The following is a 15,238-nucleotide window of genomic DNA, read 5'->3' as shown; positions in this document are numbered from 1 at the left end:
TAAACGAATCAAGAATCAACTCCGCATCAACGGTTAACGCACCTTTCATTTGCGCAGTTAAAGTCACTTCTTTCTGCGTTGCCTGAACAAACACGTCATAAGAGCCGGGGATTTCGATACCCGCAAGGCGCCCATAAACCAAGCTGACGCTTGAGTCTTCGCTGCTTGGTTCAATGCGTTGAATGTCGAGTTCCTGTCCACCGATAGCAATAGACAGCTCATCGGTCAAATGGGACACACCTTTCATAGCCAGGGTGATCTCAGCGGGCGAGCCCTGCATTACATGACGAGGCAATACCGATTCGATCTCCAGCAATTCGCGCTGATCTGTCGCCAGAACAAAAGGTAGCTCGATCGTACTAGCCAGGGTGTATAGCGTCAGGCTAACCGGGTTATCGTCAACCAGTACCGGTTTAGTGGCTTGCAAACCATCTCGGATGCGAACAATCAGTCGATCACCGGCAGCAAATTCATTGCTCTCCTGCAAATGAATCAACAAGTCGTTATTCACGAACTCCGCGGTGTAATCAACAGGCAACCCTGCCCCTGTTTCTACTTCGACATATTCGAAGTTTCGCTGATACAGATCGACCGCCTTATTGAAACGTAAACGGATCGATGCAATAGCATTCGCGGTCAGCTCCACAACGCCCGATTCTGGAGTGAAGCTATGCAACTTCAGCGTCACATCCGGGGCCGCCTGGATAACGCCACTTCCCCCAAACAGAACTTCATAAGGGGACGATACAACGGCTCTGGAGAAACTCGAATCCAGATGCTCAAAGCTGTCGATGATAATAGGAGCGGTTGAATCACTAATGTCCAGCGCAACAATGCCCTGATTTTCAGTCGCGATGTAAGCGATATGACCAGAAACAGATACGTCATATACATAACCAAACTGGCTGGTCCGATTAACCACTTCAGGATTAACGAGATCTGCGATATCGACAATAACCAGACCAGAGTCACCCGCAGCCAACAGAGCAAAGTTTCCATAAACCTTCACTCTTGAGGCAGGTATATCCAGTGATGACACTAAATGTCTTCCGTTGGTCGCATCGTTGGCGACGAGGTAGAAGCCCCCTACACCGGCTCTTTCCTCTGAGAGCAATCGTTGATGCTCGAAGTCATATTCGCCACCAACGGCCGCGATCACCTCTTCGTGTGAGTTTGAGAGGCGCTCTACATCGAGTGCGGGGAGCGTGCCAGGCAATGCGAACTTGTCTGTAACATAGGCCTTGGTGTTCAGATAAGCATCCACAAAGCCCAGGCCCTGATTGCCCATAGCGACAATCAACTGGTGATCATGGCGATCAATGCCTTTGGCGAAATCGCTTGAAAGACGCAATGAACGAAGCACGGCGCCTTCAGATAAGTCGCTACCGTCAACACCTATGATGAACAGCCGGGCTTCTTCAGGTTGACCTGCGACTAGCTTGGCGGCTGTAACAAAGAGTCTATTGCTATTGCGGCTGAAGGAACTGGTTAATCCAAGTGCATGGTAGCCTGCAGGCAGCGCTATTTGGCCTACAACGCGATCATCGATATCGTCGCCGTTGCGATCAATCAACTGAAGGAGTTCGTCTGGATTGGCAACATCCTCACGATCGGCCGTGTAGGCGGACGCATCAACATTGTAGATAAGTACGCCAGCCTCACCTGCGGCTGCCATCATGTATGTATTGGTGGGATCTAACGCGAGCTCATGAAGCGTATAAGGCTCACTTTCAATACGCATGTTTGAAGGCTGCTGGTATGTGAACGCATCATCAAGCACTGCAACCTGACCATCAGTATTCAGTACTGATATCGAAGCACTACCCAATTGACCGGCAGGTGTTTCAATTTCTATCAGTTCTGCACTAATGACATTTATCTTGTCTTCTGTAAGTTGAACCGGCCCGACTTTCACATTGGTGAATCCGTTGCCAGCAACAAAACCCCGGCCTGATATTACGACCTTTGTACCACCATTTACGCTACCCACTTTTGGCGCAATAGCATTAACCACCAGTGGCTCTATGTAGCGGATGGCGCCTAACAAGGTGTCTTTACGACCGTCATTACTTTCAATCGAAAGTGACGCAACACCCGGAGCATGAGGAGGCACCGTGATGGTATATCGTTGTTCATCTCCATCATTGAGCTGCTCATCTATGGCAGCCAGCTCATCACCAACCCAAATAAGGGCGTTTGATGCGTTTTGTGTAACAACGACAGCCTGACCGCCCTCTACGGGGACAACACCACTCTCAACATCTACAATTTGAGGGGACAAACCGGTGCCAGTTCCGGTTGTGAACTGAACCTTGTATGTAACAAGTCCCTCGCTTCTTCTTGCCGCCAGGTCTGGCGAAAGTTCTATGCGGTAATCGGTATCAGGCTTCAAATTCTCCGAAGGGATCAGAGAGAGTATTGAAGGGTCGCTGTCATTGAGTTCTGCCTCAAAAGCGACCATCAGTCCATCATCAGAACCATCTTCTTCTATCAGAGCCAGGTAGCGTGCCAGATAGGCACCCGCATCTTGATCTGAAGGCACAACAACGTTGTGGTTGAAGTCAAACGACACCACGCTGTCTAAAGCGACACCGGCTTCGCCGTGACCCGGATAGTGGTCAACCAAATCAGCTGTCAAAGTATCAATCAGCAATAACTTTGATCTTTTCTTATCGAGACCGACAGAGACTGCATAAACGCCATCGGCTGTAATATGTTGATTCACATCGCCTGACTCAATGGCCTTTGACTCGTACTGATATACGGTTGGTACAACTGAGCAACCATTAAGTTCTAGGGCGTCAAGAACCTGAACGTTTCCAGGTCGGCTGATATCGAGTAAATCCAACTCTGATCTTATCTCATCCTTGCCACGACAAGATCCCTTGGCGCGTCGCAATTGAGCAACCGAAGTCAGCGTTCCGTCCATCGCGAGTAATCCGATAGGAAGCGTAAACCCGTTGTCGATGTAGCGACCTAGCTCAGTAATAACTCGTGGTTGACGAATATCTAGTACAGCAGTTTGCTTGCCTGATGCAACTAACGCCAATGGCTGGCTGGCATCTGACAACAGCGAATCTGCGCCACTCGGGAGCCTGCGTGATGCGACTTGAGGCGCTGAAGGTCTGGATAGATCAAAATCAACCAGATACTTGCCACTGTTCGCTTGCGCAGAAATACTCAACGTATTGTTATTTATAGAAAAGTCAGATATCGAAATAGACTCAGAGTAACCTGACACATTGGCCGAGGAGATACGTTGCAACAGCGTCGGCTTCAGAGGATCAGCAAGACTGATGAGTAACAGTTCTTTATTTGCCGCCTGTGCTACCAGCAGCTTGTCAACCACCTGCATTTTGGTTGGTGCGTCCTCGGAAGGCAGGGGTATTGAGAACAGAATGTCCCGGTCTTTTTCTAACCCATCCAGTTCCGCTGGTAAACGTGTTTCTCGTTCATACACCAGCAGCCAGGGCTTGCCTTCATACTGAGTATCAATATGAGGCAATTCAAAACCATTGGCTGCAACATAAAGGTGTTTGTCGTCCAATACGATTGATGATGGAGACAGGTCCTGGGGTAAGTCGTAATAACCAAGCCCAAACATTGGTGCAGCATTATCAAGCGATTCCGTTTGGTAATGCACCAAAGACAACCAACCTGGGGTGATATAAGTGGTCAGCTGCTCTATATTAGTCACATTTTGATGGGTATATCTAGGGCTATAACTCTCCGGTACGGGAGCGCCCAATATATACAAAAGACCTAGATTGGCGTCAGATTCAATACCAACAATACGTCCAGGCGGAAGCTTGGTCGGATCTGGGACAATCACACTTGGAAGCCCTTCCCTTGCTCTTGCTAAATCTTCCTGCAGTTGGCCGTAGGTATAAGGCAAGCGAGTTTCGATAGTCCTGTTAATAGATAAACCACCAAGGAATAAGGCCCTTGGTTTCACTGTCAGTCGCCCTGACTCGCTACGTAGTTCGATGTCTATGTAACTACGAGAGGCCACGTCAAAATCGGGTAAAACCCACTCCAATTGCTCACTGCTAATCAGTTTTAATGAACTACCGTTAATCGGAGTTGTGATCGCACTCTCTGGCTGACCGTGTGGATAAGCGATCAGCTCAAGATCTGAATCAAATCCGTAACCAATAATTGAAATTCGCGCTCCTGCGCCGGCTTGTTTCAGGTCGAGCACTGCAGGACTTAACGCACTAATGTGAAGCTGATCAAGATAAGTAAAACCACCGATAATGCTGTCAGAAAGTGTCTGGCTATTCCGTACTTCTATCCCTGCTGGTCCCGCATAGTTAGGCGGTGTGACGATAGTTACCAGGGTGTCATCGCCATCCTTTTGCATATCCTTGATATAAGCTATTTGTCCACCAATCAGGACCTCAAGCTCTTCACCAGGATGCGCCAGGGTTAAGACAACCTCGTCTCCCCCGTCGACACCACCACTGGTAGGCGTTACTGACTTAATTTCCGGGTGTAATTGCGCTCCGGCTGGCGAAGTAGAGAAAGAGGAAAGGAAGTCATTTGCTAACACATACCCAGTTAGTGGTGAGAGTCCTTTTTTGACAATAAGGGTATAGGTTGTGCCTGCTTCCAGCGCTTGCGTTGGCGCTACAGCGACAATACGCTTGCTGTCGATATCTCTGTCAAGGAAACCAATATTGAACTGGTCGGTGACGTCCTCACCAACCATATAGCCACCCTCGCCATCAGCGATCACCTCTCCACGGTAGACAGAGAAGAAGTCGTTTAAATTCTGTGTGCTGTCGATTGCACCAGAAAACGCCACTTCGATGAGATCTATATCTGTATAGACCTCTGTCGAATCTGCCGCAGGAGATACCCGTACAACCGTCAGCTCACTCAGCTCTATGCGCGCAACGCCCTGTTTGCCCGAAGCCGCATGAACCGCACCATTGGCAAAAGCCAAATCGCGAATCACAAAACCATCAGCTTCTGGCTCACGATTAATCATTACCGGAACGGTCGCATCATCTCGCTCAATATCTACCTGCTTGAGGTCTATGATTTCGACAAGGCTCTGCGCAGGCTTATCTTCCTGATCCAGCGTATGTGCAGTGATGTAAGCTAAGTTGCCTACCACCTCAACATCATAAACGCCTGCACTACGCAACTCTGGACGCCCTGAAGTAATGCTGATTGCACGCACAAATGTCGGATGATAAGGGTCTGCGATGTCAAACAAGCTGAGCTGCGCAATCTGACCTTCTGAAGACATTTCAGTCACATAAGCAGTGTTGCCAACGACGGTAACTCGATTTGCAACTCCCAGCGTATCGGCGAACGCAATAACCGGCATAGATGGATCGGCGATATTGGCGACGACCAGACCCTGATGGCTGGCAGCAATAAAGGCGAAGGAATCCTTAATTACAACGTCTCGGCTATAACCATCTGGCTTGATAAAGCCAATTCGACGAGGTTGCTCCAGATTGGCCAGGTCAACGACTTGCACCCCCCCATGACCGTTGGCAACAAATGCCAGATTGTCTTTACGTGCGACACCGTATGCCTGTGGGTAGGGTAATTCGTAACGCCCTTTCAATAGATAAGGCAAACCAAACTGAGCATCACCATTTTGTACAGAGAAGATGAGAAGCTCACCAACGTCGGCGCCCTCATAATGAGCCCCTGTCTCGGGTTCCTTGGCCATCTCCAGCTCCAACAGCAGAGAAAAGCTGACTTTTGGAACCCAATCGACTTTTAATGTAGTTACGCCATGTTTAGAAGCCAAGACGAACTGAGAATCAGCCTTGATATCACTGATCACCCCATCAAAAACTTCAGAGGCTCCATTGAGTAACTCTGAATAGACAAATCGTTCACCATCATCATTTACATCATCGACAAACTCAGACAGGAAGATCCCTGAACACGCACCGCAAGCTATTTCAGATTCAGCACCGTCGATGACAGTAACCCCTTGCTCCAGAGTTACAGGGTCGACAGTTGACCAGCTCGCAATGAGAGCGCCCTGTTTAGTATCAGAGCTGAACTGATCCACAGCGCTGTAATAAACAGTTTTAGCTTCTTTTTGTTGCTGGTAAACGTTTTCGCTTCCCGGTTGCAGATAGGTTCGATCCGTAATTCCCAAGCCCACTTCGTAGTGGCTCTTCTGAGTGACTACGTGCTCTGGCGTAGTCACTGTCAGAACCGCACGAACACGCTCATTACGGTTTCTCTGTCGAGCGATAACATTGCCATCCGCGACCTGCGCCCAATAGACATACTGATGCTCTTTCGGCTCACTTACGTCGACAAATTCTGGTCGTCCATCAAGCAGGTCATTTCGGAATAGCTCGATGGTCCGGCTATTGAGCACTTGCCACTCACCGGTCGCAAGCTGATACTCCCGAATAAGTTCAGCATGTACTGTGCGCTCATCTTCAACGCCGATATCAGTCACCAGCGTAGATAAAGTAAGGGTTTCGCCTTCTGTTAATACATCTCCGTCAAGTGGATAAAGAATTTCTAGCTGAGGTTTAACGGTATCCTCAATAATCCCCACACTTACAAGTTCAGAGCTGCCTGACTGATTAAGCTTATCGTAGGCTATTGCCTGTACGACAAATCCATCCACCCCCTGGGGTGGCAAGATATCCAGCTGATACAAATCAAACTGACCGATACCACCATTTACCTCGGAAATACTGCGATAAACTGTGTCAACAGCCACACCATTGACATGGAATTGCACCCGGTCAACACCCTCTTCGCCAAGGTCATCACTCACTCGGGCGATAACTGACAAAGTCTGACCATCGATTACAACAGCATCGGAATCGGGCTGAATAATGGTCACTTCTGGAGCCATATCTTCGCCAATGGTAATCGTTGACGCCAGAGACAACTCAGACTCGTTACCGTCTACATCTTTCGCTGTTGCCTTGTAACTCAACTTCTCTCCAACATGCCCCTTAGGTACTTCAGCATGGAACAGGAATGGAGACGCCGAGTCTGTTGCCACTGCAACATAATCCAGTTGTTCAGGGTCTGCAGAACCAACCGCTTGATACAAAGTAACTTCGGCTACACCTACTTCTATATCACTTGCCTGAACATCAACAATGATTTGCCGGCCTTCAGCAATAACATCACCGTTGTTGGCAAATGCCTCACCTTGCGCGTTCAAGAAGCGGATTAGATCCACTCTTGGCGGCTGATTTTCAATCAAATTGATACTTTGAACGGCTGTTGTTTCGTTGCCAGCGCCGTCTCGTGCGGTGACAAACAGTTGCATTGGCAAAGACGCCGACTCAAGGCTATCGGCCAGGTAAGCATCAATGGTTTTAACATCTAACTGTCCTGACCAGGGCGCAGACAGAAGAACACTGCTGGAGACAACTTCAGTTTGCTGATCCAGGCTGCCGTCCAGGTTCTGATCGGCAACCAATTCAACGCGTACACTCGACACATTGACATTGTCTGTAACAGCGAGCTGATAGGCTAAAGGTCTTTTTTCTGCTATCGAACTTCCCATTCCCGAAGGTGACAAGATCACGAGCTCCGGCGCGATATCGTCTTTGGTGACCACGACGGTCAACTTGTCGGCTGCGGAGACAACTCTTGCCTCCCCGATGCCTTGAACCTCTTTTACTGAAGCGACGAACTCAAGATCCTTCCCTGCTTGCCCATACGGAACAGGAATGTAGAAATCATAGGGAGCACTGGCTGAGACAAGTGTTTTGTCTCCTGTTACCAGCCCTGAAACAGCGAGGGATACCGAATCAACACCAATATCATCCGCTGCCGCGACCTGAACCAAAAGGTATTCACCTTCCGTCACACTGCTACCAGCTGCAGGATTAGCAATGGCTACGGTAGGTGGAGTATCACGCTTAATTTCAACCAGCGCTCTCTCAACGGCAACATGTCTGTCAAGATCTCCATACTTGGCACCATATGTATCAAGCGCTTCAGCAGTAATAGAAACTATATTGTCATCAGGGTTCTGAGCATTGAAAGCGGGAAGCATCAGGCCAAACGTATAAGGAGGCTGATGTTTCTTCATGTCGAGCAACTGCACTCCACCCCGGTTTACGACAACGCGGACAGAGTCAATGCCAACATCATCAAAAGCGTTAACCTGAATAGTTTGAAGTGCGCCTTCAACAACCCGGGAACCATCTGTAGGGGTTGTTAAGTCGATGACAGGGCGTTCATCAATAGTGACTGGCAGGCTAAACTCTCTGGTAGAAGAGTTACCTGATGCGTCAGTAGCAACAATTTTAATCCAAACGTCAAAACGCGCGGTCTCAACATCCGTCAACTGGTCAAACTTTTCTGCTATCTGGGCCAGACGTTCTACATGCAACAGCTGTTTGTAGAGAGGCGTATCAACATTATTGGTAGTGATAGGATCTGCATCTACATTGGCGATAGATGAGACTCTGCGTACCAGTTGATAGTCGCTATCCAGACGACGGTAGTCCTTATCGGATTCCCATACGCCATAAGTGGTGTAAACCTCCATAGAAGCGACTTTGACATTGTCATATGCTCGCCAATCCAGTGTAAGGTCTGCATTCTCAACAGCGCCGAGACCAACACCAGGCGCTATCACACTAATTTCTGGCTTAATTTCATCGACTGCTGAAACAATCGACACATCATCACTGCCAAATGCATTGTCAGAATCAGTCACTGTCGCCACAAACTCGACTTCCTGATTCTGCTGATACACTTGCGCCGGTAACTCATACATGAAGGTTTTTAACGTGATGAATTCGCTTTCACGCGTTCCGTAGTCATCCGCAACAGAAACCGAATACTTAGCTTCAAGCGCATCGTAGATATCGTCAATAGCCTCAGTGACCTGACTATCATTCATCGTAATATCGTTATATCTACGCTCTGAGACCCGACCAAGTTCGACGCCATTGGCGCTAACCCGGATCTGGGAGTCACCTACTCTTCTATCATCAGCAACAACAACACCCACTTTTATCTGGAAGGTGCCCGAGACAATGAATTGATCTTCCGCAGGGGTAACGATTCGAACTTCAGGGGCGATGTTCGCCAACGGGTGGACAATAAAGTTCTTTTCAGTTGTGACGCCGAGTTTATCAGTGACTCGAAGCTGGTATTCAGTTGGCTCAACCTGCTCAAAACGCAGTTCAAGTGCTTTACCCAATACGGTCTTTATCTCTGGCTGAGGACACGACTGACCGAAATGTTCGCTATATTCGACAACTCGCTCACCATCGCGAGTAAAGCGACTCAGGCTAATATCCGATAGGCCGACATCGTCAAGCGCATCAAACTCAATTTCAAAAGTTTCTCCAGAGCGCAGCCAGAACTCTGCGTAATTAAGCCGAGCTGCATCATCAATAACTTTTTGGTACTTACCGTCGACAATGTATGAGGACAAAGAACGAAGGTGAAGTTGCGGCGCTTCATTTTCCACCACAGGTACGGTGACTTCTGCAGAAAACTCTCTTCCTGAACGATCTTTTGCGACGGCAGTTAAGCTTAGTGTAGAGCCGCCGCGGTTATCTGGGATCTCATATTGGAAACTAAAGCTATCTTGCTGGGGCCAGGCGGCGACCTGAGTATAGAGCCCCATCTCATCTCTAAGTGAAATTGACTCCAACCCTGCATTATCACTGCCTTGAAGTTCAACGTTTATCCGCTCACCTTCAGTAATGCGGGTTTCAATCCCTGGTGCAGAAATAGAAATTTCTGGCGCTGAATTGTCATAGGCCAGAGTTTCGGTAAGCAAACTGCTGAGTGCCAGAGGATCGCGATCGAGTGCGCGCCAGTCTGCAGCAAATGCATAGAGATTTAACGTCTTGTTTGTTGGTAAAAAGGGCAGCAGCCATGGCTGTTGAACATAGAACTCCTGTTCACTCTGCTGCCACATGGGGAGCACAACTATCTGCGATTCTGCAGACGGAGAGTGACGGTCCATAACCGTCAATTGAATCTGAGTTTTACCCGCCAGTTTATCCAGCGGAGACTCTACCGCGAAGGGTTCGGCCAAATCTAAACGATCCAGCTTGATACGCTTCAGATAAGTCAGTTCCTCTTCAGCACCGACAAATGGCGTAATCTCAATAAAAGCAGCACCTTCCGGGATCCAGTTACTAAAAGTCAGAGTGCCATCGCTTAACAGCAGATCGTCATGGGACACTGTTAACTCAGTCTTTTCAACTGGGCATATAGTCGTCAGCTCATAGCGAACTCGATAGCCAACCTGAAGACCTTCCACGTCAACTTTGAGCGAGTGAATACTTTCAGAAGATGGCGGGGTTATCGCCAGTTGGTCTGCACTAAATAGTGCAAACTGGGATGCATTCAGATAAATCGTGGCTTCGGGCCCTGAATGCTCATCAAAACTTGTTTCTAACTGAACACTGCCCAAGCCATCATCCAGAGCCTTGCCCTGCCAGCTTCTGGCGTTGCCCGTGCCATCAGCCAACATGTTTGAAGCAAGCGTTGCACCGCGAATCGGATAGCCTGGTGCGACAAAGTCATCGCTGACTTTGAGTTCAGTGAACACCAATTGTCCATCTATCCAGTTGGATAAAGGCAAACGGCTATCAATGACAACCTCAGGTGGCTCATCCTGCTTTATTGTCAGATTCTCTGTGTGAATAGATTCGTTACCGGCCAGATCTTTGGCTGTTACTTTGAGCGCTACTTTTACACCATCCTCGTCTACAGGAGAGAAACGAGAGGTATCGAAGATATCGTCATGAGTTACCCTAATCAGGCGTTCATTCAAACCTGTTTCGATTAGCAGAGGTTCTGCGTTATCTGCAATCAGAGTTACGGTGTAACTTGCTACCCCGATATTGTCGGCCAATTGCAAATCAAAAACGAAAGGCTGCCCTTCTACCAGGGATTCAGTAGGTGATGCGAAAGTGATCTCTGGCGCCTCGGTATCAGCGAGGATCTCAATGGGGATCTCAAGAGTTTGACTAGTGTTAACCCCCAAGTCTTCGACGACCACACTGAACCAGAATTCGTTGCCCCAATCGGAAATGTTTTCCGGGACTTTAAACCTGGCATTGAAATCTGAGTAGAAACGTTCGGCTATTACTGTGTCTGCAAAACTCTGATCGTTACCAACTTTTATCTGTTCAACGCGGTCTTTTTTGACCAGACTATCCCAATCAACATCTACCACACTGTTGTCTGACGCCCGCAGTTTTGGAATGACGCGACTAACAACGCGGTTATCGGAAGCTATGCCCGCGACCTCAAAAGACTGCCCTGGCAACAGCGATACTTTTTCAAGTGGCTGACCCAATGCGACTGTCGGTGATTCACGATCATCTTCAAAACGAAGTTCAAGGATGTTGGTAGTTACCAGACCATGGATATCTGTTGCTTTCACTCCGATGGCTACACCATCAGTGACGGTAGGCACCCGCACTGTACTGGTGAAATACCCACCATCGGCTACGACTGAGTTCAGTCCTTCACCCGAATAGGTTTCAACAACATCAACCTCTACACCACTGTCGGTAAAGAAGCTGACCTCCTCTAATCCCAGGTCATCCGACACTAATGCAGTGATGACAACCTGCTCACCTTCAACAACTGAAATGCCCGCTGCTGGCTGGCGTATTGATATGACCGGCTTCTCATTGCCAGTGACGTCAAACTGCCAGTCATGAGTTTGGCTATTGCCATACGTATCTTCGACGATGAGTGACAGCGTTAATTGAGACTGGACCTCATTCGGAGTGACATCAATCGTTTTACTAAAGAGCAACGGACCAGCCAGATCTTCAGACCAAACAAGCCCGCCATCAACACGCAACTCAGCGTATTTAATGCCTGCGGGGTCCTTAGCACTAAAACTGACTCCCGTCTGTTCGTTAGCAATCAGCATTCCGCCAAGGGAAGGCGCTTCCAGGGATACATTTGGCGGCAATTTATCTTGCAGCAATGCAACAGTATGTCTGAATGTCTCAGATACATTTGACCCACTATCAAATGCAGTGACATCAATATGGATTTCATTCGCTTCATTGGGAATGTCAAATGAAGTCAGATCTATGGTATCTGTAAACGACAGATCTGGTGACGGAATAAGGCCGCTGCTCGCATCGAACTGATGAAGAGCAAGCTCCGTATCACCAAGCAGGTACCTGAATTCGATACTTTGGACAGCACGATCATCCTTTGCCAGAACACTTACGCTCAACGCATCGTCTGGCCCCAACGTGTTGGTATCGGCGATCACTTGAACCACTTCTGGGTTCATATCCGGGAACACCGCGATCCAGTATTCGACGATAGAGCGATTACCACTCTTATCCCATGCCGACAAAGTGACGGGATAGCTGTCAAACTCTCGTGCTGGCTCGTTTGAAAATGAGGGAGCTTTAACAAGTTTCAGCGCAGAAAACGCGCTTAGTTCTCCGGGAATAGCCTGCGGCTGTAGTTCTTGCCCGCTTAACGAATCAGCAGGGTCACCTGTCAGAAGGTAGGTACTCCCGACTTTTCTAATTCCAGTTGCTTCAAGAGCCACGACCTCTACATTGTCAAAACCTGTGGCCTTGAGCACAAAATCGCTGTTTTCGATCACTTTTGCGAAGTCTTTTCCAAACTCTGCAAATGCGATTTCAGGCGAAGCAACATTTAGCACTGGCAGTTGCTCGTCAAAACCTAAAGTGACATTAACCACATTACTTTCGGTAACAGCGCCAGCCGAATCAGTCGCGATAGCTTGCACTCTCAGCGGCTGCTCATTTTCAATTTGATTGGGTGTTTGATAAAACGCTGCGTATGGCTCCGAACTATCACTGCCAACTAATCTACCGTTAACGTAGAAATCCACTTTTTCTACACCAACGTCATCGATCGCATCTGCGCGCACCTGTAGCGCTACCCCAGCGGTAACAGGAGCCCCCTCAGTCGGAGAGGTAATTGCAACAGATGGCGGATCATCCGCTTTAACTTTTACTTCTAATACCGGGCTATTAATTGACTCCTGATGAAAATCAGTCGCCTGGACCTGTATATCCAGCGTGGAGAGCAACGCTTCATTGTTGATAACGTAAGAAAAATTAACGATGCCTGTGGTTTGGCCTTCTTCAATTCCTTCATCATTTATAGATACGGTCTGCTTACCCTGTTCTTCACCATTGACCATCAGACGCACTTCAGTACCGAGGGGCAATGTGTCGTCACTGATTTGAACAGAAACAGGTAGTGTTTGGCCAACGGTTGCTAAACTGCCAACTTGTGGCGATAAGATCTGAATACCAGGTGACTGGTTTTCAATGATGCTAATCAGCCGCGCATCAGAGCGTACCTCTGATCCGTTATGACCATAGACTTTGACATACACATTTCTTACGCTGTCTTTTGTCGAGATGCCCGGAAGTTGATAAGTCACTCGCCAAACTTCAACCAACTCCTCTCCGTCAGGATGAGGTCTTATCTGTATGACAGGGAACAGGCTTTGGCCCACCATCTGGCCATCAAAATACAGTTCTGTCTTTGATATCTGACTGGAGTCAGAAACATAAGGCAGTACACCCAGGGAGTGACTGACATTTGCAACAAGATTAGTCCCTTCGACTAATCGACTCCCTTCATCGGGGGATTCAAATACATATTGTGGCGGTGTCGCTTGACGCTTACTAACGAGTTGCACCACTGAACTTGCGGATGTTGTGATCTGCCCTGCGACATCCGTCACCACGGCTACCACTTCTAAACTTCTTCCAACCATTGAGTCTGGGAGAGGCATAGATACTTCATAGGGCGCTTGTTGACGCGTTCCCACCGTCACGCCATCGACGATAAATTCAACCTTCGATACGCCGACATCATCCGTCGGTTCACTCTTAACAATAAGATCGCTCGGTAGCGCCAGCTCTTCTGGTACATCCAGCTCAATTTGGGGGGCAGCGTCTTCTGCCGCAACACTCAGCACGGCCTCAATTGAAGGTAGCGCTGAGAAGCTCACTCTTAAAACTGCAGGAAAATCATCTGAGATCGGCGCACGAGCTGTGAGTTTGCCATCTTGGTGCTCTAGTATTGACGCATAGCTATCGGGAATAGAAAGCTGGTACTTCCAGTTGGTGGGGATAGCAGCCTCTGTCCCATCCGAGTAGCGCCCCAGCAGGTTTGGCAAAGAGACAGGTGTATTTAAAGAGCGAAGTGTTAGCTGAGAACCTTGATCATCAAGATCGAAAAAAACGCCTGTGAGCGTCTTGCTGTAATCAACGTCAATGGCAACGTTCAGTTCGGGCAACCCGGGGTAACGAAGCGTAACAAATACTTCTTCATCCAGCGTTTCTGCTAACGGATAAACTAATCCGGCTGATGTAACTGCCACGATATCCGGGTGACTTGAGCTGTATGTAACTCCCTGCCCCAATCCACCAACATTAACCGAGCCCCTGAACTGAAAATCGATAACAGGCTCTAACTGGACAGTTTGCAACGCTGCAGTGATAACTACTCGCTCACTTGGCAGAGTCAGGGATAAGGCTTCTTCCTTGATGTAATCACCTGTCATCGCAATCTCTGAGATCGAGGACTGATTACCCGAGGCGTCAATAGCTGTAGCGTCGACAAGTACGATGACATCTGTTGCGATGGCTTGTGCGCTCAAAGCCTCATCAATATCTAAAGAAAGCGTGAATTCTGATTGCTGGTCGTTCGTGGGGTGAAGGGAGACAAAGCCGGATGTGCGGGCAAACGAGTTTTTTCTCGCTTCGGAGATAACGCCGCCAGCCGCCCTGATATCAGAAGCCCGCAGAGCCGTCGCATTTACCTCTAATTGACTTAGATCCGAGTCATCACTCGCTTCGAAAGTAATAGCGAGCCGTTGTTTCCCATCGGGGGTCGTATTGATGTCGGCACTAACTAAGCCGATTGAGGGAGCAGCCTCCTCCCAGATAAAGCTCTCTGTATAGTCTTCTACGCTCGCATCAGAGCGTACAATTTTTACTGTGGGTTGAAGGCGGTCGGCAGAATCGAGCGTAAAAGAAACAAAGCAGTACCCCATCGGTTCCAAGAGGGGAGTAACATCGTCACTGGTGTATTGCCTTAGATCCGTAGCGCTACCAGCTTCAAGCCGATCCATACTTCCACAATCGGAAATAACTGCGCGGTAGCTTACCTGCGTAGCCCCCTCAATAATGGGGGATGTAGCCTGGATATCTGTTTCAGCAACAGCTTGGCTTGCGAGGAATAGAATGGCAAAAAGGCTAAATTTTTGAATAGACAT

Annotated in this window: 1 protein-coding gene (running past one end of the window); it reads right to left on the bottom strand. The window is 48.5% G+C overall.

The window, feature by feature from the left end:
- A protein-coding gene (locus ABEA14_RS07020; protein WP_345339186.1) for an Ig-like domain-containing protein crosses the window boundary here: on the bottom strand, positions 1 to 15,238 show its 5' portion. It extends 23,501 nt beyond the left edge of the window; 15,238 of the gene's 38,739 nt are visible here — the first part of the coding sequence; its start codon is at positions 15,236 to 15,238; the stop codon falls past the left edge of the window.

The organism is Corallincola platygyrae (genome assembly GCF_039544265.1).
Taxonomy (GTDB): domain Bacteria; phylum Pseudomonadota; class Gammaproteobacteria; order Enterobacterales; family Neiellaceae; genus Corallincola; species Corallincola platygyrae.
This window is presented reverse-complemented; position numbering and strand designations above follow the sequence as displayed.